Here is a 23,713-nt window from a genome sequence, read left to right on the forward strand (position 1 = left end):
TTAGAACTGTGAAAAAAAATTGAACCGTTTGAAATAGAAGCATTGCAGATTGTAGAAAAACCTGCGATAAACAGGATAGGTCAGCATGGCTGTCTTATTATCGAGAGCAAAAATGAGGTGCGGAACGCGCCTCACACCGCAGTCGGGAGGGTGTAATGAGAACACAAGCGCGTGAGTGGCGGGCGGCAAAGCCGACCCAGCCCCGGTTGCTGCCCGCAAAAACCGCTTTGTACGACCCTGCCAATGAGCATGATGCCTGCGGCGTTGGCTTCATTGCCAGCATGAAAAACCACAAGTCGCACGACGTTGTGCGCAAAGGTCTGCGAATTCTTGAAAACCTGACTCACCGGGGCGCGGTTGGCGCAGACCCGTTGATGGGTGATGGTGCGGGAATTCTTGTGCAGATTCCTGATGAATTTTTCCGGCAGGAAATGGCAGCGCAGGACGTGACCCTGCCGCAGCCTGGCCACTACGGCGTTGGCTTTGTGTTTATGCCGCAGGATGCAGACCGCCGTTTGCATTTCAAGGAACTGTTTGAAAAGGCCGCAGCCGAAGAAGGGTTGCAGGTCATAGGCTGGCGTGAAGTGCCGGTCGACAACTCATCGCTTTCCAGGGCGCCGGAAATCATGGCGACGGAACCGGTTCACCGGCAGGTCTTCATCCAGCGTTCCACCTCCTGCGTGACGGATGAGGACTTTGAGCGCAAGCTGTTCCTGATCCGCAAGGTGGTTTCCAACCGCGTCTATGCGGAAATGAATGCGGTTGATACGGATTTTTACGTCGTGTCGCTGTCTTCGAGCACCATTGTCTACAAGGGCATGTTCCTGGCCTATCAGGTTGGTGCGTATTATACAGACCTGCGCGATGAACGGTTTCAAAGTGCACTTGCATTGGTGCATCAACGCTTTTCCACCAACACATTTCCATCCTGGCGGCTGGCTCACCCATACCGCATGGTTGCGCATAATGGTGAAATCAACACCCTGCGCGGCAATGTCAACTGGATGGCGGCGCGTCAGGCATCGGTTGATTCCGAGCTGTTTGGCAATGACATTTCCAAGCTGTGGCCAATTTCATATGAAGGGCAGTCCGACACGGCGTGTTTTGACAATGCCTTGGAATTTCTGACGCAGGGCGGTTACTCGCTGGCCCATGCAATGATGATGCTGATTCCCGAGGCATGGTCTGGCAACAAGCAGATGCCGGCTGACCTGAAGTCGTTTTACGAATACCACGCTGCCTTGATGGAGCCGTGGGACGGCCCGGCCGCCGTTTGCTTTACCGATGGCAAGCAGATTGGCGCAACGCTGGACCGCAACGGTTTGCGGCCGGCCCGCTATGTCGTGACGGATGATGACTATGTCATTCTGGCATCCGAAGCTGGCACGCTGGAAGTGGCCGAAGAGCGCATTATCAAGAAGTGGCGCTTGCAGCCCGGCCGCATGCTGCTGATTGATCTCGATAAGGGCCGCATCGTTTCCGACGATGAGCTGAAGCGCGAGATTGCCACGGCCAACCCTTATCGCGACTGGCTGAAAAACAGCCAGCTCATTCTGGAAGATCAAAAGCCGGTGGCACCGCGCGCCGCGCGCTCGGATGTGTCTCTTCTCGACCGGCAGCAGGTGTTTGGCTATACGCAGGAAGACACACGGTTGTTGATGGCGCCGATGGCCACGGTGGGCCAGGAAGCTATTGGGTCGATGGGCACGGACACGCCCATTTCGGCCATGTCCGACCAGTCGAAGCTGCTTTACACCTATTTCAAGCAGAACTTCGCGCAGGTAACCAACCCGCCGATCGACCCTATTCGCGAAGAACTGGTGATGAGCCTTGTCTCATTCATTGGCCCGCGCCCGAATATTTTTGATCTGGAAGGGACATCGCGCCGCAAGCGGCTGGAAGTTCGCCAGCCCATTCTGACGAATGGCGATCTGGAAAAAATCCGCAATATTGGTCACACCGAAGACCGGTTTGACACCAAGACACTGGACATCACCTACCCCACCGAACAACGCGCCGAGGGGATGCTGGGCGCGGTGGAGCGCCTGTGTGAGCGCGCCGAGGCTGCCGTGGTCGGCGGTTACAACATCATCATCCTGTCAGATCGGCAGGTTGGGCCGGATCGTATTCCCATTCCCGCGCTGCTGGCCTGCGCGGCTGTGCACCACCACCTTATTCGCAAGGGGTTGCGCACAGCGGTCGGACTGGTCGTGGAATCTGGCGAGCCGCGTGAAGTGCACCATTTTGCTTGCCTTGCCGGCTATGGCGCAGAGGCAATCAACCCCTATCTGGCGTTTGACTCGCTGCTCGGCATGCATGCACGCGGTGACTTTCCACCAGAGGTGGACCAGAAGGAAATCATCAACCGCTTCATCAAATCCGTGGGCAAGGGACTGCTCAAGGTCATGTCCAAAATGGGCATATCGACCTACCAGTCCTATTGCGGCGCGCAGATTTTTGACGCTGTTGGCCTGAAGACCGGTTTTGTCGAACATTACTTTGCAGGCACGGCGACCACGATTGAGGGTGTCGGGCTGGAAGAAATTGCACGCGAAACGGTGGAGCGTCACGAACGGGCGTTTTCGGCAGATCCTGTGCTGGCGCGCGCTCTGGCTGTCGGCGGCGAATATGCTTACCGCGTGCGCGGTGAGGCGCATATGTGGTCACCAGAGGCGGTGGCCACGCTGCAGCACGCTGTGCGGCTGGATAGCTGGGAGAAGTACAAGGAATATTCGGCGCTGGTCAACCAGAGCGCCGTGGCCAGTTCGACCATTCGCGGCTTGTTCCGCATTCGTATGGCGGAAGAGGTCGGCCTGTTGCCGGTGCCGCTGAGCGAGGTGGAACCCGCCTCGGAAATCGTCAAGCGCTTTGCCACTGGCGCAATGAGCTTTGGCTCGATTTCCCGCGAGGCGCACTCGACACTGGCAGTTGCCATGAACCGCATTGGTGGCAAGTCCAACACCGGCGAGGGCGGCGAGGAGCCAGACCGCTATCTGCCCCTTCGCGATGGCAGCTCCAACCCGGAACGCTCTGCCATCAAGCAGATTGCATCGGGCCGATTTGGCGTGAACGCCGACTATCTTGTGAATGCGGATATGCTGCAGATCAAGGTGGCTCAGGGTGCAAAGCCGGGTGAGGGCGGGCAGCTGCCCGGCCACAAGGTGGACGCAACGATTGCCAAGACCCGGCATTCCACGCCAGGCGTTGGCTTGATTTCACCGCCGCCACACCATGACATTTATTCGATCGAAGATCTGGCTCAGCTGATCTACGACCTGAAAAACGTAAACCCCCAGGCGGACATCTCGGTCAAGCTGGTGTCGGAAGTTGGCGTTGGCACGGTTGCCGCTGGTGTTGCCAAGGCACGAGCCGACCACATCACGATTTCCGGTTATGATGGCGGCACCGGCGCTTCGCCATTGACATCGATCAAGCATGCCGGTTCCCCATGGGAAATGGGTCTGGCGGAAACCCAGCAGACACTGGTGCTGAATGGCCTTCGCTCACGCGTGGCGTTGCAGGTGGATGGTGGCCTGCGTTCTGGCCGTGACGTGATCATTGGCGCGCTGCTGGGCGCGGATGAATTTGGCTTCGCCACCGGCCCGTTGATTGCGGCTGGCTGTATCCTGATGCGCAAATGCCATCTGAACACCTGCCCGGTTGGCGTGGCAACGCAGGACCCGGTTCTGCGCAAGCGCTTCAAGGGCACGCCGGAACACGTTATCAACTACTTCTTCTTCGTGGCTGAAGAAGTGCGTGAGCTGATGGCTGCAATGGGCGTGCGCACGCTGACGGAACTGATTGGCCATGCCGACCGGTTGGACAAGCGGCCGATGATTGATCACTGGAAGGCGCAGGGGCTGGACTTCACCAATGTGTTCTACAAGCCGGATGCACCGCATGAGGAAATGCGCTGGACCCGTCTTCAGGAACATCCGATTGCCGATGTGCTGGACCGCAAGTTGATTGCCGAGGCTGAGGCTGCGTTGGCGCACCGCCAGCCGGTGGTGGTGGAAACGCCCATTTCCAACGTCGACCGTTCGGCCGGTGCCATGTTGTCTGGCAAGGTTGCTCAGAAATATGGCTTGAAGGGGCTGCCGGATGACACGATCAAAGTGCTTTTGACAGGCACCGCCGGGCAAAGCTTTGGCGCATTTCTGATGCGCGGCATTACCTTTGATCTGGTGGGTGATGGCAACGACTATGTGGGCAAGGGGCTATCGGGCGGACGGATTATTGTTCGCCCTCGGGCAGAGACGCGCATTGTGCCGGAAGAATCCATCATCATTGGCAACACGGTTCTGTATGGCGCCATTTCCGGCGAGTGCTATTTCCGCGGTGTTGCGGGTGAACGCTTTGCCGTACGCAATTCCGGCGCCATTGCGGTTGTGGAGGGCGTTGGCGACCACGGCTGCGAATATATGACCGGCGGTGTTGTGGTTATTCTTGGCCAAACCGGGCGCAACTTTGCTGCTGGCATGTCGGGCGGCGTTGCCTATGTCTATGACGCAGTCGGCGACTTTGCCGAGCGCTGCAACATGGCCATGGTGGACCTGGAGCCAGTGCCGGAAGAGGACGAGCTGTTGGAAAAGCTGCACCACCATGGTGGTGACCTGCAGCACAAGGGGCTTGTTGACGTTTCTTCCGATATGACCGGTCATGATAATGAGCGTTTGTACCAGCTCATTTCCAAGCATCTGCATCACACAGGCTCCGAGCGAGCCCGTGACATACTGGATAACTGGGAAGTGCATCGGCCGAAATTTGTGAAGGTGATGCCGGTTGAGTATCGCCGGGCGCTTCAGGAAATGGAGCGTATGCGCATGGCGGTTGCTGCCGAGTAAATCTCGAAACAGCAAAATTGCAAACAAATGCTGGAAAGTTTTCGCTTCAAATCAGGGCGAGGATTTTCCAGCCGGTGGCCCTGAAGTGTGGCCTTAAATCCGAAAACGTGAATTACAGGGACGGAGTGGAGAATGGGCAAGGTTACGGGCTTTCTCGAAATCGACCGGCAGACGGCAAAATATCAGCCGGCGTCGGACCGTATTCGCCATTTTCGCGAGTTCACCCTGCCGATTTCCGATGATGAAGTGGGCAAGCAGGCAGCGCGTTGCATGGACTGCGGCATACCATTCTGCCATGGGCCCACCGGCTGCCCTGTCAACAACCAGATTCCCGACTGGAATGACCTGGTTTATTCCGGCGACTGGGAAACCGCGATCCGCAACCTGCATTCGACCAACAACTTTCCCGAGTTCACCGGCAGAATTTGCCCCGCGCCATGCGAGGAAGCCTGCACGCTGAATCTGGAGGACGTGCCGGTTGCCATCAAGACCGTGGAGCAGGCACTGGCCGACAAGGCCTACCGCCTTGGGCTGGTGCAGCCGCAGCCGCCGGAAACCATTACAGGCAAGCGGGTTGCCGTTATCGGCTCTGGTCCGGCTGGCATGGCCGCGGCCCAGCAGCTTGGCCGGGCGGGGCATGAAGTGGATGTGTTTGAGCGCGAATCCCGCCCCGGCGGTCTGCTGCGATACGGCATTCCTGATTTTAAAATGGAAAAGCACTGGATTGACCGCCGCGTTGAACAGATGAGCGGAGAGGGTGTCACCTTCCACTGCGGCGTGGAAATCGGCAAAGACAAGCAACTGGACGAGCTTCTGGCCCTGTATGACGCCGTGCTTTATTGCGGCGGCGCTGAAACCCCGCGCGACGCGGGCATTCCAACCAATGACCTGACCGGCATCCATGATGCCATGCCCTATCTGGTGCAGCAGAACCGCCGCGTGGGTGGCGAAAGCCTGCAGAGCGTTTTGTGGGAAGCGCCGGAAATCTGGGCCGGTGGCAAGCATGTCGTGGTTGTTGGCGGGGGCGATACTGCCTCGGACTGCGTGGGCACCGCATTTCGGCAGGGCGCAGTCAAAGTAACGCAGCTCGACATTCGCCCCATGCCACCGCAACTGGAAGACAAGATGACGACCTGGCCCTATTGGGCAACCAAGATGCGGGTTTCGTCCAGCCAGGCGGAAGGTGCCGTGCGCGAATTCCAGATTGCCACGCTGGAATTTGTTGGCGAAGACGGTGTTTTGACCGGGGTCAAATGCGCCGAGGTGGACCAGCAGCGCCGTCCCGTGGCTGGCACGGAATTCATCATTCGTGCGGACCTGGCGTTCATCGCCATCGGCTTTTCCGGACCCGACTATAATGGGTTGCTTTCGGGCGCTGGCGATACGCTGGAGCGGGCAGTGGACCGGCGCGGCAATGTTTCAATCAAGGCAAATGACCGCGACTACGCCACCTCCATCGACCGGCTGTTTGTTGCGGGCGACGTGCGGCGCGGCCAGTCGCTTGTGGTCTGGGCTATTCGTGAAGGGCGGCAGGCTGCCCATGCCATCGACCTGAGCCTGATGGGCAAAACCACGCTGCCGCGTTAGTGGCAAAATTTATGGCGTTGTTTGTGGCCAGCTGAAATTATCCGCCCGCCCTTCCTGCGAGGGTGCGGGCAGGCCGGAGTAAACCAGCTTTTCGCGCGGGGATGGATCGACATTGGGCTTTGCCGGTTCCGCGGGCGCGCGCAGCAATTGTTCGCCTCCATCAAAGCCGGGGTCAGAAAACGCAACCGGGGCAAGTTTGGTGGCATTGCCAGGGTTCACAAGTGGCGCAACAATCTGCGGTAGCGCTTCTTCCGGCGCAACAGCCATCGCCCCGCCGTCAGTCGGCAGGCCGAGTATACGCTGGATCGGCTTTTCAACGAAAAAGGCCAGCTTGGCTATTCCGGCGGGCGTCAGCGTGATGCCGTCAGAATTGCGCAGGCGGGTCTGTTGGCCAGCCACGTCCGGGCCAGAAGTGATATAAGCGCCGCTGGCATCCGCAAAGCCGCCCCAGATATCAACAAACTCGCCGCCTGCCGCCGTAGCATGTTTCTGGTAGACGCCGTTCAGAAACGTCATATCGACGCTCATCCGGTCGGATTGATAAGACGGTTGACCCACCCAGACCAGCGGCAGGTTGTTTTCCCGCGCCAGGGCGACGAGGGATTTGACCCGCTTTTCGTATTCCTGCGTCCACAGGTCCGAGCGCAAGGGCTGTGATGCGCCGCCATGCCGTATGGCCTGCCGGTCGTTGCCGCCCAGCATGATGGTGATCAGGTCGGGCTTTTCAGATTCTATAAGCTTGGGTAGCGCGTCGTTCCAGTCGTAAAAATCATCCCGCACCAGACCGGAAGAGCCATTGGCTTTGCCAATCACCACTGCATGGGCGTTGCTGGCAAAGCTGTCTGTTAAACCGCGCGCCAGAGATGACGCCATAAAATCGCCGACAACCAGAATTTTTCGGGCGTCGTCGGCCTTGGCAACTGCGGGCGCCACAGGTGCCGCGGCCGGTGCGCGGTTTCTTGCCGTGGATGATGTGCCTTGGCGCCGCGGGGCTTTTTTGCGCGTTGTGCGCTGCTTCTTGACCGTTGGCCGCGGCTCTTTCACAGTTTGCCGCTGCACACCAAACAGCATTTCCAGAAGATTGCGCGGCTTTTCCTGCGCATAGGCAACCGGCACAGGCATGCCGGTTATGACCACTGCCAGAGAGAGCGGGTAACAAAGAAGGCGTATGCGCCGACCTACGCTGTTAGCCCTGCTCTTCATGCTTTACTGCCTGCGCAAAAGGTCGAGCAGGGCCTTGGATGCGTTGCCATCTTCTGCAACGCCCCTTTGCCGCTGGTAAGCGCTGATCGCAAGCCGCGATCCACTGCCGATTTTGCCATCAATCTTGCCGTCATAAAGCCCTTGCCGTGAAAGCCGCTGCTGCAACTCGTACCGCTCTGCCACTGAAAGGGGAGTATAACCCCGCGGCCAGTTTTGAACAAATTCGCCGCCGCCGGCAATTCTGTCGGCCAGATGACCAACGCCAAGCGCATACAGATCTGAATTGTTGTAACGCTTGATAACAAAGAAGTTGCGCGTCATCAGAAACACCGGACCATTGGCTCCGGCCGGCATGATCAGATTTGCGTTATCGGATCCTTGAGGAAAACCCTGACCGTTTGCGCGCCTGAAGCCCAGGCGCTGCCACTCGCCCAAAGTCTTGTTGGCACGCTCCAGAGATTTCAGATTGACGCCGCGTGGTGCGGCAACTTCGTAACCCCAGGTTTTACCGGTCTGCCAGCCATTCTGCTTCAACAGATTTGCAGCCGTGGCAAGGGCATCTGCCGGCGAGTTCCAGATATCGGCACGCCCGTCGCCATCACCATCGGCCGCATAGGCCAGGTAACTGGTTGGAATAAATTGCGTGTGACCCATGGCACCCGCCCACGAGCCGGTCAGCCCTCTGGGTTGCACATGGCCTTTCTGCACAATCTTCATTGCACCTATCAACTGCTCACGCGCAAATTTGGCGCGGCGTTGATCCTGATAGGCAAGGGTTGCCAATGCCTGCGGCACGTATTTCAAAACATCCGGCCGCTGCAAAACTTCGCCATAGCTGGATTCCATCGACCAGATGGCCAGAAGGATGTTGCGGCTGACGCCATATTTGCGCTCAACAAAGTCCAGAGTGCGCTTGTACTGCTGCGCCATGCGGCGGCCATTGGCCACCGTTTCCTCATTGACGCGGTTGTCCAGATAGTCCCAGGCGGCATCACGAAATTCCGGCTGGAAGCGCGCTTTCTGCAATACATCCGGATCGGGTTGCCGCACGCCGGCAAACACGGCCCGATATGTGTCGCGGCTTACGCCATTGGCTACAGCGGTTTTCTCAAAATCGGCAATCCATTTTTGAAAGCCAGCATCGGCCATGGCTGGTTGCAGGCCACCGATAACTAAGGCAAGTGAAATCAACGCCGGTTTGATAGTTCCGCGAAAGCGCACAATTCCTGGCATTTCGTTCCTCCAATGGGAGTTCAGATCATCTGCGAGCCACTCATGCTAGGCCAATGACGTTAAGGTTTCCTTTACCACAGATTATTCTGGCACATGGGATGTACTTCAAGGGTTGTTTCTGAGGTGTCTATGCGGCGAATTGACGGCGCTTGATGCACGCCACGTGCTGGCTTTATGCTGCTCTGCAATTGCACAGGCGAAATTTTGGCAGGAGGAGACAGTCGTGATGCAGGGTAATGAAACGGAGCGTCCGGTTCTGACTGGCGTTGAAGGGCGCGCCGGAATTATTCGGTTGAACAGGCCAAGGGCGTTGAACGCGCTGACACCGGAAATGGTGCGCATAGCGCAAGGAGCCTTGACCGAATATGCCCGCGATCCGGCCGTGTCCCACATTGTGCTGGAAGGCGCTGGCGACAGGGCCTTCTGTGCCGGCGGTGACATTCGCTATCTGGTAGAGAAAGGCAAAGAGCAATCTGGCGAGGCGGAAGCGTTCTGGCGAGATGAGTACCGCCTCATTCACACTCTGGCCAACTATTCCAAGCCGGTGATTGCCTTGATGGATGGCATCATCATGGGGGGCGGTGCCGGACTGGCCATGCATGTGTCTCACCGCATTGTGACCGACAATACCCGTTTTGCCATGCCGGAAGTCGGCATCGGCTTTCTGCCGGATGTGGGCGCGACCTACCGGCTTGCTCGCGCGCAGGGGGAAACCGGGCGCTATCTGGCGTTGACGGGTGAAACAGTGGGCGCGGCGGATGTCATCCATGCCGGCCTTGCCGATCATCATATTCGCGCCGAAAGGCTCGGCGAATTCCGCAATGCATTGCTGGCTGCAGATGCCAGCCAACTGGAATCGGTGATTGAGCAATATGCCGAGAAGCCTGAGCCTGGCCTGTTTGAAACATATGAAGCGCAGATCGAAGCGGTGTTTCGCCATGACACGGTGAATGATATTGTTGAGGCGCTGACGCACCGCAGCCTGGAATTTTCCAAACGCACGCTGGCGACCATTCTTTCGCGCTCTCCACGCAGCCTGCTGGTTACGAGCGAGCTGCTGCGTCTTGGGCGGACGGCACCCACGCTGGAAGATTGCCTGACGCGGGAGTACCATGCCGCCTGCCGCTGCCTGTCTGCGCCAGACTATTATGAGGGCGTGCGCGCTGCGGTTATTGACAAGGACCGCAACCCTAAATGGTCACCCGCAACTTTGGCGGAAGCCGGAGCCTTTGACCCGGAAGATATTGCGCCTGTGCCGGGCGTGCCCGACCCCGTCTACTCATAAGAGTGCGTGCTCTGGTCGATGCCGGAATTTTGTGCCAGAGCACCGCCGGACTGAAACCGACACAATGCTTCTACAGGAACAAGCATGACAACAATCATCATTGAAAAGATCGGTCGTGCGGCCCTGATCCGCCTGAACCGCCCCGAAGCATTGAATGCTCTGAACCGGCAGGTGGCGAAAGAGCTTGCCGATGCTGCCCAAAGCTTTGACCGGGACCCGGATATTGGCTGCATTGTCATCACCGGTTCGGAAAAAGCCTTTGCAGCCGGGGCCGACATCAAGGAAATGCAGCCCGCCAGCCACCGCGAAATGTATGGTCAGGACTGGTTTGCCGACTGGGACCGCTTTGCTGCCACACGCCTGCCCACCATTGCCGCGGTGAACGGTTATGCGCTGGGCGGCGGCTGTGAACTGGCGATGATGTGCGACATTATCGTGGCCGGGGAAACGGCCCGTTTTGGTCAGCCGGAAATCAAGCTGGGTGTGATGCCGGGAATGGGCGGCACGCAGCGCCTGACCCGGTTGATCGGCAAATCCAAGGCGATGGAGCTTTGCCTGACAGGCCGGTTGATGGATGCGCAGGAAGCCGAGCGTTGCGGCCTTGTTGCCCGAATTTTCGCCACGGCGGAGCTGGAGGCCAAGGCGCTTGAAATGGCTCAGACCATTGCCGGTTTTTCCCGAACCATTGCCATGATGACGAAGGAAACCATCAGCCGGGCGGAAGAAGTTTCCACCGTGGAAGGTGTGCGGTTTGAGCGCCGGATGTTCTATTCCATGTTCGGGCTGGAGGACCAGAGAGAGGGCATGGCTGCTTACATCGAGAAGCGCAAACCGGAATTCCCGCGCGATTGATTGGGCGGTCTGGCGTTGACAGTCTGTTGTAGGTGCACCCGGTGGGATGAGCCGGTCTGGCCTGCCATATAGATGCCAACGACAAACGCACGGCGAATTTGCTGGTTCGCCCACGCAAGCGGAGGCTTTGAACAATGCAATTGACCGGAATTCACCATCTGACCGCCGTTACGGCTGATGCCAAAGGCAACCACCGTTTTTACACCGACACGCTGGGCATGCGGCTGGTGAAAAAGACCGTCAATCAGGACGATGTATCCGCCTATCACCTGTTCTATGCCGACGGTAAAGCCAGCCCCGGCACTGACATCACGTTTTTCGACTGGCCGGTGGAAAGGGAACGGCGGGGCACCCACTCCATTGTGCGCACCGGGCTGCGTGTGGCTGGCCGTGATGCACTGGAATTCTGGGCAAAGCGGCTGGAAGAGGCTGGTGTGCAGCATGGTGGCATTGTGACCCGTGATGACCGGCTGACCCTGGATTTCGAGGATTTTGAGGGTCAGCGTCTGTCTCTTGTTGACGATGGCGGTCAGGGAGAGGTGCATCCGTGGGACCGCAGCTCCGTGCCGGAGCAATTCCAGATCCGCGGCCTTGGCCCCATTGTTATGAGCGTGCCGGATGCCGAGCGTACGGAGCTAGTGGTCACTCAGATTCTTGGCATGCGCAGAGCGCGCGACTATGCCGGGTTGGAGGGTGCACGGACCCTTGTGTTTGAGATGGGCGAGGGTGGTGCTGGCGCAGAATTGCATGTTGCGGTGGAGCCAGACCTGCCGCAGGCGCGGGCCGGGGCCGGCAGCGTGCACCATGTTGCATTTCGCATTCCGGATGGCGACTACGACGCATGGACGCAGAAACTGGCACATTTGCGCCTGCCACAAAGCGGGCCGGTGGATCGTTACTATTTCCGCAGCCTGTATTTCCGCGAGCCCAATGGCATTCTGTTTGAGATTGCCACTGATGGCCCGGGCTTTGCCGCGGATGAACCGATGGAAAGCCTGGGTGAGAGTCTGGCCTTGCCACCATTTCTGGAGCCACGACGCCAGGAAATTGAAGCTGGCCTGAAGCCGCTTTAAAGTATTTCCAGTTGAAACGCCTGAGTTACAACGTCAGGCAAATGCGTGAAAACAAGCATTTCCAGTTGAAACGCTTGAGTTTCAACGTCAGGACAATGCGGGAAAACAAGCATTTCCAGTTGAAACGCTTGAGTTTCAACGTCAGGACAGTGCGTGAGTGCCAGCATTTCCCGTTGTAGCGGTAGTGCTACAACGGGCGTTGGTCATCGATTGTTGAAGCGAATTGGCAATGTCAGCGAAACCGGTGCGCCGTCCGGCGGCGCATCATATGGCCCGGCGCGCTGCACCAGTTGCAGCGCCTGCTGGTCCAGAGCCGCATTGCCGGAAGAGCGGACCAGTCTTGATCCTGTCAGCCTGCCGCCGCCATCCATTGAAAACTGCACGGTGACAACCGCGGCCTGTCTGCCGGAAGCGCGCGTGCGGCTGGCAGCGCGGTTAACCCGCGCCTGAATGCGTGATTGCCACGTTGCTTTCGCTCTTGGTGAAACCTGCGCACCCTGGCTGGCCTGGCGGTTTGGCTGGCCCGTGGACGCGACAGAGGGTGCCGGAGCCGCCCTTCGCGATTGCGGAGGTTTGGGGGCTGGAGGCTTCTGCTGGCGTTGAGGTTTTACCGCCTCTTTTCTGGGTCTTTCGCGTTCCCGCACGGCCTGGCGAACCGGTGGCTCCGGCGGGCGTGGCCTGACTGTGGGCACCGGAACATTCAGCACAGCATCGGAAGTGGTTTCCATCTGCGGCAGTTCCGGAGGCAAAACGTCCGGCTCCTCAACAGGCTCCGGCTCAACAATTGGTTCTGGTTCGGCCACCGGCTCCGGCTCAACAACCGGCTCAGGCTCAACCACTGGCTCAGGTTCAACTACGGGCTCCGGTTCAACAACCGGCTCAGGTTCAACTACGGGCTCTGGTTCAACTACAGGATCGGGTTCCGGCTGTGGCTCAGGCTCTTCCACCGGAGGCGTTTCAGTGACTGGTTCCGGTTGTGCCTCCGAATGTTCTTCCGCAACTTCCGCATCTGTGGCTGCAACAAATTCAGAGGCGGCAGGCGGGGCCATGTCAATCAACACGGCCGCTTCCTGAATGCCGGAAGGCGCCGCTTCGGGCGTACGCATGAACCCATACCAGGCGGCCGCACTGTGCAGTGTCAAAATGGCTGCCGCCGCTGCTCCCCATCGCAGGGTGGTCAGCCCGACATGTGATTTTTCTATTCGCCGGTAGTGTGGCAACCTGACCGTCATTGCGCCACCTGAGGCTGCGGCTGGCTGCCAGCCTCCAACCCGACCAATGCAATTTTCAGATAGCCGGCACTGCGCAGTGCATTCATCACATCCATCAGGTCGCTATAGGCCACAGCGCCATCGGCCCTCAGGAAAATACGCTGCTCCCGGTCGCCCTCGGTACGGGCATCCAGCGGAGTTTGCAGAGTTTCCATTTCCACTTCCTGCTCGCCAAGCACCAGACGCAGATCGTCCTGCACGGTCAGGTAAACCGGCTCATCGGTTCTGGGTGCAGGTTGCGCATTGGAAATCGGCAGATCCACCGGAACATCCACAGTGGACAGCGGGGCCGCGACCATGAAAATGATCAGAAGCACCAGAACAACGTCGATAAAAGGCGTCACGTTGATGTCGGAAATCTCTCCGACATCATCATCTGACGATTCTTTGAGTTGAATGCCCATGACGCTACACCGCTGCCTGGTTGAGGCGATGCAAAGTGGATGACACTTCAACGGTGTCTCTGGCATCCAGATCTCGCGACAGATGTTGCAGGATGGCGGCTGAACCGTCGGACAGAATGGAGCGATAGCCGCCAATGGCCCGGGCGAAGTTGTTGTAGATGATGACGGCAGGGATGGCCGCAACAAGTCCAATCCCGGTTGCCAGCAAAGCCTCGGCAATACCGGGAGCAACAACCGCCAGATTGGTGGTGTTGGCCTGACTGATGCCGATGAACGAATTCATGATGCCCCAGACGGTGCCAAACAGGCCGACAAAGGGTGCAGTGGACCCGATGGTCGCCAGTACGCCGGTGCCGCGCGTCATACGACGGCCGGCACGCGCTTCGATACGGGTCAGGGAAATTGCAACGCGTTCCTTGATACCATCGGCCGCCAGGGCGCCAGAGCGTTGCCGCTCATCATTGGCTGCATGCACCAGCGCTGCTACCGGCCCGTTGCGCAGCGCGCCTCTACCTTGCCCTTCAAGGTCAGCCAAAGACCGTGCGCTTTCCACCCGGCGCACTGCCACGCGCGCCCGTCTTTTGGCGAAAATCAATTCCAACGCCTTGGCCAGACCTATTGTCCAGGTCACCAGCGACGCAAAAACCAGCCCGATCATCACAGCTTTGACCACCCAGTCGGCGGCTATGAACATGCCCCAGGGCGAAAGATCATGCGGCAGCGTGCTGAGCGGGGCCTGCTCTGTTTCAACAATTGTCGGATCTGCCGGTTGTATCTCCACAGGCTCACCCGCAGTTGGGGCGGCAGGATCAGCGGCCGGTGGAGGGGCGACGATGGGTGCGGCAGCCGGAGCGGGGTCGGCCGGCTGGCTTTCAACCTGTGCCATGGCAGTTGGTGCCGTAAGCGCCAAGGCAAAAAGCAAGGCGCAGGCCGCCGTGGAAAACTTCAATGTCATTGCGCCGCATCCTTTGACCGCGGATTTAACCTTGTGTCTGACGTTCAGTGCCAACGCCAACCGAGTGCTATGATGCACTTATTAAATCATGAATAAAAAAGTCAACTATTTTGCGGGAAGATCGACAAATATCTCTGGATAGAGCTTTGAGATCCGTTGAAAAATCTGTGATTGCAAGGGACTGAAACGACAATGGCGAATGCAGTGGTCTGCATCCGCCATTAATTTAAATACATAATATCAGTGATTTGTCAGGGTTTTCTGACGTGGTTTATGAACCGATGTCAGCCTTGACCGCATCAAGACCAGGCTCGCCGGTAAAGGTTGTCACACCTGCAAGCCAAGGTGTCAAAACATCCGGGCTGGCCGCAAGCCATTCTTTGGCTGCCGTTTCCGGCTCCTTGCTGTCGTTCAGGATGCCGCCCATGATTTCATTTTCCAGTTCCAGTGAAAATTCCAGATTGGCAAGGAACTGGCCAAGATTGGGACACTCGTCTTTCAAGCCTTTGCGGGTGTTTGTGTCCACCGTCGCGCCGCCAAAATCCGCGCCGAACACATCATCGCCGCCAGACAGGTAGCGAAGATCAAAATTGGCATTCATCGGATGCGGTTCCCAGCCCAGAAACACAATCGGCTGTTCGCCCCGTGTCTGGCGGGACACCTGCGAAAGCATGCCCTGCTCGGAAGATTCAACAAGCTCGAAGCCGGAAAGGTCGAACTTGTTATCATTGATCATTTCCAGAATGAGGCGGTTGCCGTCATTGCCGGGTTCAATTCCATAGATACGGTTGCCCAGCTCATCGCGGAATTTTGCAATGTCCTCAAACGATGTCAGGCCTTTGTCGTAAAGGTAGGCTGGAACTGCCAGCGTATATTTTGCGCCGGTCAGGTTGGTGCGGATAACCTCGATTGTGCCCTTATCGCGATATGGGGCAATGTCGGCTTCCATTGTTGGCATCCAGTTGCCCAGAAACACATCAATGTCACCATTGGCCAGCGAGGTGAATGTAACAGGCAAGGCCAGAATGCTGGTCTGCGGTTCATAGCCGAGGGCTTTGAGAACAATGGAGGCGGTTGCCGTGGTTGCGGTGATGTCTGTCCAGCCCACATCCGCAAACCGGACCGCCTTGCAGGACTGAGGTTCTGCTGCGACTGCCTGGCCTGAGAAAGCGGCGATTGTAACAATGGCCGCAAATACCGGCATTTTGAGTTTCAAGGCGAGCGACATAGATTCCCTCTTTTGCTAAAATAACAATCTGAATGGTTCACTAGCTTGTCTTGCCGTAACTGCACAATGACATGTAAGCGGATATCAAGAAGTCTGGCACGAAGACCAGAAAAGTCAATTGGCTGTTGAATGCGCGTTCAAGTTAAATTCTATTGGATATGCGACATTTATTTGCCAGTATGTGCCGAGTCATATGCTAGTGATCGAAAATCAACCAGTTCATTGAACGCTTGTTCAATATCTGTTATTCTGCCCGTGAAGGATTTTTTATGAGCAAAGCTGCGCCCGCACCCCGCATTGGAGTCGAAGATGAGCGCCGCCGCCAACTGGTGGATGCCACCGTGGAGTCTATGGCGGAGGTGGGTTTTGCCGCATCCAGCCTGACCGAAATCGCCGGCAGAGCGGGGTTTGCTGCCAGCCTTGTATCACATTATTTCGGTGATAAGGATGGCCTGCTTGAAGCAACATTGCGGCATCTGGCCAGCCGTGTTTCCGATGCTGTGCTGTTGCGCCTGCGCGCCGCTGACGGCCCGAGAGAGCGTATACAGGCTATCATTGATGCCAATCTGGCACCGGAAGAGTTTGACCAGCGCACTGGCAGTGTCTGGCTGGCCTTCTGGGGGCAGGTCCTGCATTCCGACCGGTTGAGGCGGGTTCAGCGTGTTTACCAGCAGCGCATGCTTTCCAATCTTCGTCATGACCTGCGGGCGCTGGTATCGACTGAGGATGCACCGCGCATCGCTTTGGCCATTGCCGCGGTGATCGACGGGTTGTGGTTGCGTTCCACCCTTTCGCAAACAGTGGAAACCGACAGCGAAGCTGCGCGCAGCATGGCCAGCGAATTTGTGGACCGGGAAATCGCCGCCGCGCGCCCGGCTGCGCCGAAGTCACTGCCGCGCCCGGCCGTTATTTCCTCCGCGCCGGTGGCGGGTTGCTATATCGACGGACACCTGGTGACCGACATTCGGGGCCCGGCTTTTGCCGACATCAATCCGGCAACAGGCGAGGTTTTGGCGCAGGTGCCAATTGCCGGTGCAAACGAGGTGGACCGTGCGGTGCAGTCTGCCAAAAAGGGCCAGGCTGTCTGGGCGGCAATGACCGGTGCAGAGCGTGGCCGCATCATGCAGCGAGCCGTGGCCTTGCTGCGCGAAGAAAATGATGAGTTGGCCGAGCTGGAAACCCGTGACACCGGCAAGCCGGTGCAGGAAACACGCGTTGTGGACATTGCCTCCGGCGCGGATTGTCTGGAATATTTTGCCGGACTGGCGGCGGGACTGGTTGGCGAGCATGTGGATCTTGGTCCGCAGGCGTTTGGCTATACAAGGCGGGAGCCGTTGGGCATTGTTGCCGGCATTGGCGCCTGGAATTATCCGTTGCAGATTGCTGCGTGGAAAGCCGCCCCTGCGCTGGCGGCCGGCAATGCCATGATTTTCAAACCAGCGGAGCTGAGCCCGCTGTCGGCGCTGAAACTGGCGGAAATTTTCACCCGCGCCGGAATGCCGAACGGCGTTTTCAATGTGGTGCAGGGCGATGGCTCTACCGGGCAATTGCTGTCTCGCCACCCCGACATTGCCAAAATTTCGCTGACGGGTGAGGTTGGCACCGGCAAACGTGTGCTGGCCGATGCTGCCAACACCATGAAGCAGGTGACATTGGAGCTTGGCGGCAAATCACCATTGGTGATTTTTGATGATTGCGATCTTGATGATGCGGTTTCCGCGGCTCTTCTGGCGAACTTCTATTCCGCCGGCGAGGTCTGTTCCAACGGCACCCGTGTGTTTGTGCAACAGGGGCTGCATGAGCGGTTTGTTGAACGATTGGTTGAACGCACGGCCCGCATGATTGTTGGCGATCCGCTGGATCCGGCGACACAGGTTGGCGCGCTGATTTCTGAAAAGCACATGCAGAAGGTGCTTTCCTACATTGAAGTTGGTCGGCGCGAGGGTGCGCGGCTGGTCAGTGGCGGTCACCGGGTAACAGATGGAGCACTGGCACAGGGTGCCTTTGTTGCCCCAACGGTGTTTGATGCCTGCCGCGATGATATGCGCATTGCCACAGAGGAAATCTTCGGCCCAGTCATGTCGGTTCTGACCTTCCGCGACGAAGACGAGGTTGTAAGCCGCGCCAATGCAACCGAATTTGGTTTGGCCGCTGGCGTCTTCACCCGCGATCTGGCGCGCGGGCACCGGGTTATTGCACGCCTGGATGCCGGCACAACCTGGATCAACCATTACAATCTAACGCCGATCGAGCTGCCATTTGGCGGAGTGAAGCGATCCGGGCTTGGGCGTGAAAATGGCCGCGCCGCTCTGGAGGCGCATACACGCGTCAAGAGCGTCTACGTCAATCTGGGGCCGGTGGAAGCTCCCTACTGAAGCATTTCCTGTTGGGGCGCAAACGCTTCAACAGCAGGGCAATGCAACACAACAAAGGGTTGGAGCAGTTCAGGTGACCTGAACTGCTCCAAGGTATGTCATGCACGAACAGCGGTTTGATTATGTCATTATTGGTGCGGGTTCGGCCGGTTCGGTGCTGGCTTCCCGCCTGAGCGAGGACAAGTCAAACCGGGTGCTTGTGCTGGAATATGGCGGCTCTGACCGGTCCATGCTGATCCAGATGCCCAGCGCGCTTTCCATTCCCATGAACATGAAAAAGTACAATTGGGGTTATGAAAGCCTGCCGGAGCCCCATTTGAACAATCGGCGCATGAACCTGCCGCGCGGCAAGGTGCTGGGCGGGTCTTCGTCCATCAATGGCATGGTGTATGTGCGCGGCGCGCCGCAGGATTTCGATGGCTGGGAAAAGCTGGGTGCGCGGGGTTGGTCCTATGCCGATGTGCTGCCGTATTTTCGCAAGGCAGAGAGCAGGCAGAGCGGTGGTGACGACTATCGCGGGTCGGAAGGCGCATTGCACACGCGCTATGGTGAACTGACAAACCCGCTGTACCAAACCTTCATCGAAGCCGGGCGGCAGGCGGGTTATGATGTCACCGATGATTACAATGGCGAACATTTTGAAGGCTTCGGCCGACTGGACATGACCGTGCATAATGGTCGGCGCTGGTCTGCGGCAAATGCCTATCTGCACCCGGCAATGGAACGCGCCAATCTGACCGTGCAGTTGCATGCGCTGGTTGAGCGGATTGTTTTTGACGGGCGGCGTGCCACGGGTGTGGAGTTTCTGCTGAATGGTGAGCGGCAGGTGGTTCACGCCAGCCGGGAGGTTATTCTGTCCGCCGGTTCCATCAATTCGCCCAAGCTTCTGAAGCTTTCAGGCATTGGCGGTGGTGCAGAACTGCAAGGCCATGGCATTGACGTCATTGCCGATCGACCCGGTGTCGGGACAAATTTGCAGGACCATCTGGAGTTTTACTTTCAACTTGCCTGCACCCAGCCGCTGACCCTGTACTCCGCGCAAAGTCTGGTGGCGAAGGGGCGCATCGGGGCGCAGTGGCTGTTGATGAAAAACGGCCTCGGGTCCACCAATCATTTCGAGGCTGGCGGCTTTATCCGCTCGCGTCCCGGTGTTGAATATGCCGATATTCAGTTTCACTTTCTGCCGTTGGCGGTGACGTATGATGGCAAGGGGCTGGCGTCCGAGCATGGTTTTCAGGCGCATGTCGGCCCGATGCGCTCCAGGTCGCGCGGGCAGGTGCGGCTGGCATCAGCAGACCCGAGGGCTGCGCCGCTGGTGCAGTTCAACTATATGAGCCACCCGGAAGACTGGGAAGAAATGCGCGCCTGTGTGCGGCTGACGCGGGAAATTTTTGCGCAAGCGGCATTTGACCCCTATCGCGGACGGGAGATTCAGCCTGGTGCCGATGTGCAGAGCGATGAGCAGATAGACGCCTTTGTGCGTGAACATGTGGAAAGCGCCTTCCACCCGTCCTGCAGCAACAGAATGGGGCAGGCGGATGACGCGTTGAGCGTTGTGGATGAAGAGACGCGGCTGATCGGGGTGGATGGTCTGCGCGTTGTCGATTCATCGATTATGCCTGCAATTACCACCGGCAATTTGAATGCTCCGACAATTATGCTGGCGGAGAAAGCGGCAGACCATATTCTGGGCAGGCCCATGCTGCCAGCGGTGCCGGTGAAGTACCACCGGCCCGAAAACTGGCAGACAGCGCAGCGTTAACCCAGGCCAAGCTTGCGCAAATGCGCCAGAATGGCCCTGGCAGCGTGTTCTGCCTCAGGGGCAATCAGCAGTTCTCCATCACCGCTTGCCGCTTCCGTGGCGGCCTTCAAGCGCTCTGCCGCGCTGCCGCCCAGAGCGGTATTGCGCATCAATCTGGGGCGGGGGCGCAACGGCCGCTCGACAAGCTCCTGCTGCCAATCTGGTCCATCCGCCGCAAGTTCAGAAATGACGCCGCGGCGCTGGCGGGCAAATGCGAATGGCATTGCAGCCAGGGCAGAAGAATGCACCGTCACCAGCAACGGCCCCGTCTGGTGTATGCGGCGGCGCTGGCCTTTGCCAAGCGCCTGATCCAGAACAAACGCATCACCATCCACGCTGATGGCAGCAATGTTGGCCAGGACCGGCCAACCCATGGCTTGCGCCAGAAGATAGGGAAGCATGCCGGTTGCATCACGGCCACTGCGCCCGCCCGCCAGAACCAGCGCCGGCTTGATGTCGTTCAATCTGGCCTGCAGGGCAGGCAATACATCCAGACTGTCCGGAATTGCCAGGTGCTCAATCTGCGTAAGCCCATGGCCCAGTGCTGGCGCGACCGCCTGAAGATCATTTCCAGCATAAAGGCCTAGTGTTTCAGCCTGTAGCGCGTTTGCCAGCGCAATGGCCTGCAACTCTTCCTGCTGTGGTTGCGGGTTGCCGGTTTCCGGGTGGCGTGCGGCGGACAGAAGAACAACCGCCTTCATGCATCTTCCTCCGCCAACAGCGACAGCAGCGCAACCATGATGGGGTGTGCATCGCCGACAATGGCCAGATCAGCCCGGGCTATCATGGCGGCATGCAGATCCGTGTTGACTGCGATAACGTGCTGGCAATCCGCAATGCCTTGCAGATGCTGCGGAGCGCCAGCAATACCAAGGGCAAGGTAGCACCCGGCTGCAAGCACAGTGCCGGATGCGCCCACCTGCGCCTCACGCGGCATGAGCCCGGCATCGCAGACAACGCGGCTGGCACCGGGCGTTGCCTTAAGGGCAGCGGCAAGCTGGCGAAACAGGTCAAAATCCACAATGCCATTGCCGGCAGATGCTACGAAATCTGCCTCCGTCAACGGCAATTGCCCGGTGTCCAGAGGCAGCATCTCTGCCTGCCATTCGCTGCAGGTTGAAGTCGGGGCGGGCAATGGTCGCGCCTCACGCTGGTCTGCGGCATAGGGCGGCACCATATCTGGCGCGATTGTGATTATGGCGGGCGGCGTCTGTGCAACTTGTTCAACTCTTTGAGCAGGCAGCCCGCGTACCAGCCCGCGCTCGCTGACTTGCTCGGCATTGGCGAAAAACGGCAGGTTCAACGCAACGGCAAGGCGGCGGGCAAGGTCGCCGCCGTCAAGCGTTTCCGCAACAATGATATGGCGCGGCTCTAAGGTTCTGATGGCCGCAATCAGGCTTTCAGCGCGGGCTTGCGGGTGTATGTCAGGCGGCAAGACGCAAACGCGGTCTGCCCCGGCGGCCCCCGCCCCGTCAACCGGCCTCTCGGCAATCAGAACGACTCCGCCCGATTTGCCAGCGAGAGCGCGTGCCGCGCCCAGCACCTGCCGGTCAACCGGGTTCAGGTCGCTGATGCCTCTGTCTGCCACGGCAACCACCCAGAATTCCGGATTCTCAACAATGATTGCCAGTTGCTGCCGTTTTGCTGTTTCAACGGGTTGGAATCCAGCGGTCGATGTGCGGTCAAAACGCGGGCGTGCGTCGCCGGCAACCCGCATAGCTTCCCGCGCCAGACGCGGGTCCCTGCGCGGGCGGCTCATGCTGCCACCGGCGTTTTCAGCGGTTGCGTTTCCACCGCGCGCAAAACCAGTTCTGCAAGGTCCATGACATCGGGGCGCTCACCAACAACGCCTTCCAGCATGGCGGTGCATTGCGGGCAAGCCACGGCCAGAAGGGTCGCACCCGTGGCTTTTGCCTCATTCATGCGAATATCGGGAATGCGCCTTTCGCCCGCAATGTCGCTCAGCGCTGCGCCACCGCCGCCGCCGCAGCAACGCGACCGCATGGCATGTCGCGGCATTTCCCTGACGTCCAGCCCCAGCCGCGCCAGAAGTTGGCGCGGGGCAGCAACCTCGCCATTGTACCGGCCCAGATAGCATGGGTCATGGTAGGTTGCGGTTTGTGCGGGCAGGTTTTGCACCGTCATGCGCCCGTCTGCTGCCAGCTCTTCCAGAAACTGGCTGTGATGGGTTACCTGATAAATGCCGCCCAGCGCTGGATATTCATTGCGCAAGACATGCAGAGCGTGCGGGTCGGCGGTGACAATACGGTTGAACTGATATTGCGCAAGAGTTGCAATATTGGCAGCTGCGAGGCGTTGAAAACCAGCCTCGTCACCCAGGCGACGGGCAATGTCGCCGCAATCGCGCTCCTGTGGCCCCAGCACTGCAAAATCGACCCTTGCATGCTGCAAAAGCCGCACCAGCGCACGCAATGTGCGGCCATAGCGCAGGTCGTATGCGCCTTCACCCAGCCACAACAGAACATCTGCCCGGCCTTTGGTGGTCATCAGCGGCAGTTCCAGCCCGGCGGCAAAGTCCAGCCGCGAAGCCAGTGGCCGCCCTCCCGGTTCATCTGCCTGCCGCAGAGCGGCAAGCGCGGTTTCAGCTTTTGCCGGCAGCGCACCCAGTTCCATGGTTTGGAACCGGCGAAGATCCACCACCGCGTCCACATGCTCAATCATCATCGGGCATTCTTCAACGCAGGCGCGGCAGGTGGTGCAGGACCACAATGTGTCGGGATGAATGGCGGCATCCGTGCCGATGATCGGCGCATTCTCGTCATGCGCCATGGCGCGGGCCAGATCGGCGATGAGGTGCCGGGGGCTGAGCGGCTGGCCAGCGGCAAAGGCAGGACATGCGCTTTCGCACCGCCCGCATTGCACGCATGCGTCAAAGGAAAGCAGCCGGTTCCAGCTGAAGTCCGCCGGGGTTTCAACCCCGAGCTTTTCCGCGTCAAGATTTGTTGGGAGCAGATTGCTGGCGAGATGACCGGAAAAGCGCGTGGGCCGAGGATGTGCCGCCAGATGCAAAGCGCCAGCCAGAGCATGGCGCATCGGCCCATTGCCCGCCTGCCATGCCAGTGCAAGCCCGCCAATCGTGGCCATGGTCAGGCCCAGAACCTGCGGTGCTGGCGCAAGGGGCAGGGCGGCCATGGCGCCACCGGCAGAATAGAGGAACAGAAGCGCCGGCAGAAAGCGGAAAGCCCCGCCAGGAAGCCGCCGTGCAGGATGCAGCGCCCGGCGTGCCGCGGCGAGAAGGCTGCCCGCCAGCATAACCAGAAATGCGCCGCCGGTAAGCCATGCGTAAAGCGTGGAGTGCGCCAGAAACGGCAGGAAGCCACCCAGTGACAGAATGGATGCCGCAACCAGTCCGCCAGCCGCCAGCGCATGCATGCGGGCAGCACGTTGATCGCGCTGGACAATGGCATGCACATCCACCAGATAGCGCCGGGGCAAAGCCATCAGGCCGGATCGCCAGTTGACCGCAGACGCGCGGCCCTGTCGCCAAAGCGCAGCCCGCTCTCCCAATCGGAACAGTGCCAGCCCGACCATGGCGGCAACCAGTATGGCCAGCGGCAGGATCATGCTGTTCCTCCGCGCTG

Annotated in this window: 16 protein-coding genes; 7 read left to right on the forward strand and 9 right to left on the reverse strand. The window is 58.9% G+C overall.

Annotated elements, in window-relative coordinates; translation table 11 throughout:
- The first annotated feature begins 155 nt into the window (after positions 1–155).
- Both gltB and FPY71_RS05440 read left to right on the forward strand, forming a co-directional pair.
- Positions 156–4,844: a glutamate synthase large subunit gene (gltB, locus tag FPY71_RS05435; protein WP_149298317.1), complete on the forward strand. Its 4,689-nt coding sequence runs from the start codon at positions 156–158 to the stop codon at positions 4,842–4,844.
- Positions 4,845–4,976: 132 nt separating this feature from the next.
- Positions 4,977–6,431, forward strand: coding sequence for a glutamate synthase subunit beta (locus tag FPY71_RS05440; protein ID WP_149298319.1), 1,455 nt, complete (start codon positions 4,977–4,979; stop codon positions 6,429–6,431).
- Between the two features lie 9 nt (positions 6,432–6,440).
- Here FPY71_RS05440 and FPY71_RS05445 read toward each other — a convergent pair whose 3' ends face one another.
- Positions 6,441–7,634 (reverse strand): SGNH/GDSL hydrolase family protein, encoded by a 1,194-nt coding sequence (locus FPY71_RS05445; RefSeq protein ID WP_149298321.1) that lies wholly within the window; start codon positions 7,632–7,634, stop codon positions 6,441–6,443.
- Positions 7,635–7,637: 3 nt separating this feature from the next.
- The gene (locus tag FPY71_RS05450) at positions 7,638–8,867 is read right to left on the reverse strand and encodes a lytic murein transglycosylase (protein ID WP_149298323.1); all 1,230 of its coding nucleotides are present in this window, start codon (positions 8,865–8,867) and stop codon (positions 7,638–7,640) included.
- A gap of 226 nt (positions 8,868–9,093) precedes the next feature.
- Between FPY71_RS05450 and FPY71_RS05455 the strand changes: the two genes are divergently transcribed.
- The 3 genes from FPY71_RS05455 (at position 9,094) to FPY71_RS05465 (ending at position 12,077) form a co-directional block, all read left to right on the forward strand.
- Positions 9,094–10,152: an enoyl-CoA hydratase/isomerase family protein gene (locus FPY71_RS05455; RefSeq protein WP_188052215.1), complete on the forward strand. Its 1,059-nt coding sequence runs from the start codon at positions 9,094–9,096 to the stop codon at positions 10,150–10,152.
- 84 nt (positions 10,153–10,236) lie between these two features.
- Entirely contained in the window at positions 10,237–11,004 is a 768-nt protein-coding gene (locus tag FPY71_RS05460; RefSeq protein ID WP_149298327.1) for an enoyl-CoA hydratase, read from the forward strand.
- A gap of 134 nt (positions 11,005–11,138) precedes the next feature.
- Positions 11,139–12,077, forward strand: coding sequence for a ring-cleaving dioxygenase (locus tag FPY71_RS05465; protein ID WP_149298329.1), 939 nt, complete (start codon positions 11,139–11,141; stop codon positions 12,075–12,077).
- Positions 12,078–12,280: 203 nt separating this feature from the next.
- Here FPY71_RS05465 and FPY71_RS18430 read toward each other — a convergent pair whose 3' ends face one another.
- From FPY71_RS18430 to FPY71_RS05490, 4 genes are all read right to left on the reverse strand, one after another.
- Entirely contained in the window at positions 12,281–13,309 is a 1,029-nt protein-coding gene (locus tag FPY71_RS18430) for an energy transducer TonB family protein (RefSeq protein ID WP_188052216.1), read from the reverse strand.
- A complete protein-coding gene (gene exbD, locus FPY71_RS05480) occupies positions 13,306–13,752 on the reverse strand; it encodes a TonB system transport protein ExbD (RefSeq protein WP_149298333.1) in 447 nt (148 codons plus the stop codon). Before exbD ends, FPY71_RS18430 begins: the two co-directional genes overlap by 4 nt.
- 4 nt (positions 13,753–13,756) lie before the next feature.
- Complete coding sequence (exbB, locus tag FPY71_RS05485) at positions 13,757–14,707, reverse strand: tonB-system energizer ExbB (RefSeq protein WP_149298335.1); 951 nt, start codon at positions 14,705–14,707, stop codon at positions 13,757–13,759.
- A gap of 271 nt (positions 14,708–14,978) precedes the next feature.
- On the reverse strand, positions 14,979–15,935 hold the full coding sequence (locus tag FPY71_RS05490) for a choline ABC transporter substrate-binding protein (RefSeq protein ID WP_188052217.1): 957 nt from the start codon (positions 15,933–15,935) through the stop codon (positions 14,979–14,981).
- Positions 15,936–16,204: 269 nt separating this feature from the next.
- Between FPY71_RS05490 and betB the strand changes: the two genes are divergently transcribed.
- Both betB and betA read left to right on the forward strand, forming a co-directional pair.
- Positions 16,205–18,310 (forward strand): betaine-aldehyde dehydrogenase, encoded by a 2,106-nt coding sequence (betB, locus tag FPY71_RS05495; RefSeq protein WP_149298337.1) that lies wholly within the window; start codon positions 16,205–16,207, stop codon positions 18,308–18,310.
- A 100-nt stretch (positions 18,311–18,410) separates the two neighbouring features.
- The gene (gene betA, locus FPY71_RS05500) at positions 18,411–20,072 is read left to right on the forward strand and encodes a choline dehydrogenase (protein WP_149298339.1); all 1,662 of its coding nucleotides are present in this window, start codon (positions 18,411–18,413) and stop codon (positions 20,070–20,072) included.
- On the opposite strand, the gene FPY71_RS05505 is transcribed toward betA, so the two are convergent.
- From FPY71_RS05505 to FPY71_RS05515, 3 genes are read right to left on the reverse strand one after another with little or no spacing between them, the layout of a single operon-like run.
- On the reverse strand, positions 20,069–20,812 hold the full coding sequence (locus FPY71_RS05505; RefSeq protein WP_149298341.1) for an adenine nucleotide alpha hydrolase family protein: 744 nt from the start codon (positions 20,810–20,812) through the stop codon (positions 20,069–20,071). The genes betA and FPY71_RS05505 overlap by 4 nt on opposite strands.
- Positions 20,809–21,870, reverse strand: coding sequence for an electron transfer flavoprotein subunit alpha/FixB family protein (locus FPY71_RS05510; protein WP_149298343.1), 1,062 nt, complete (start codon positions 21,868–21,870; stop codon positions 20,809–20,811). Before FPY71_RS05510 ends, FPY71_RS05505 begins: the two co-directional genes overlap by 4 nt.
- Positions 21,867–23,696: a DUF3483 domain-containing protein gene (locus FPY71_RS05515; RefSeq protein ID WP_149298345.1), complete on the reverse strand. Its 1,830-nt coding sequence runs from the start codon at positions 23,694–23,696 to the stop codon at positions 21,867–21,869. The genes FPY71_RS05510 and FPY71_RS05515 overlap by 4 nt, the downstream gene beginning before the upstream one ends.
- Positions 23,697–23,713 lie beyond the last annotated feature (17 nt).

Origin of the sequence: Aureimonas fodinaquatilis (assembly GCF_008369445.1) — a bacterium.
Lineage (GTDB): Bacteria > Pseudomonadota > Alphaproteobacteria > Rhizobiales > Rhizobiaceae > Aureimonas > Aureimonas fodinaquatilis.

Bases quoted from the DNA above. Each gene is read 5' to 3' on its own strand.
- FPY71_RS05490 (WP_188052217.1), bottom strand. From the start codon at position 15,935: ATGTCGCTCGCCTTGAAACTCAAAATGCCGGTATTTGCGGCCATTGTT.
- exbD (WP_149298333.1), bottom strand. From the start codon at position 13,752: ATGGGCATTCAACTCAAAGAATCGTCAGATGATGATGTCGGAGAGATT.
- FPY71_RS05510 (WP_149298343.1), bottom strand. From the start codon at position 21,870: ATGAGCCGCCCGCGCAGGGACCCGCGTCTGGCGCGGGAAGCTATGCGG.
- betA (WP_149298339.1), top strand. From the start codon at position 18,411: ATGCACGAACAGCGGTTTGATTATGTCATTATTGGTGCGGGTTCGGCC.
- FPY71_RS05505 (WP_149298341.1), bottom strand. From the start codon at position 20,812: ATGAAGGCGGTTGTTCTTCTGTCCGCCGCACGCCACCCGGAAACCGGC.
- FPY71_RS05460 (WP_149298327.1), top strand. From the start codon at position 10,237: ATGACAACAATCATCATTGAAAAGATCGGTCGTGCGGCCCTGATCCGC.
- betB (WP_149298337.1), top strand. From the start codon at position 16,205: ATGAGCAAAGCTGCGCCCGCACCCCGCATTGGAGTCGAAGATGAGCGC.
- FPY71_RS05455 (WP_188052215.1), top strand. From the start codon at position 9,094: ATGCAGGGTAATGAAACGGAGCGTCCGGTTCTGACTGGCGTTGAAGGG.
- FPY71_RS05450 (WP_149298323.1), bottom strand. From the start codon at position 8,867: ATGCCAGGAATTGTGCGCTTTCGCGGAACTATCAAACCGGCGTTGATT.
- FPY71_RS18430 (WP_188052216.1), bottom strand. From the start codon at position 13,309: ATGACGGTCAGGTTGCCACACTACCGGCGAATAGAAAAATCACATGTC.
- FPY71_RS05465 (WP_149298329.1), top strand. From the start codon at position 11,139: ATGCAATTGACCGGAATTCACCATCTGACCGCCGTTACGGCTGATGCC.
- FPY71_RS05445 (WP_149298321.1), bottom strand. From the start codon at position 7,634: ATGAAGAGCAGGGCTAACAGCGTAGGTCGGCGCATACGCCTTCTTTGT.
- FPY71_RS05515 (WP_149298345.1), bottom strand. From the start codon at position 23,696: ATGATCCTGCCGCTGGCCATACTGGTTGCCGCCATGGTCGGGCTGGCA.
- FPY71_RS05440 (WP_149298319.1), top strand. From the start codon at position 4,977: ATGGGCAAGGTTACGGGCTTTCTCGAAATCGACCGGCAGACGGCAAAA.
- exbB (WP_149298335.1), bottom strand. From the start codon at position 14,707: ATGACATTGAAGTTTTCCACGGCGGCCTGCGCCTTGCTTTTTGCCTTG.
- gltB (WP_149298317.1), top strand. From the start codon at position 156: ATGAGAACACAAGCGCGTGAGTGGCGGGCGGCAAAGCCGACCCAGCCC.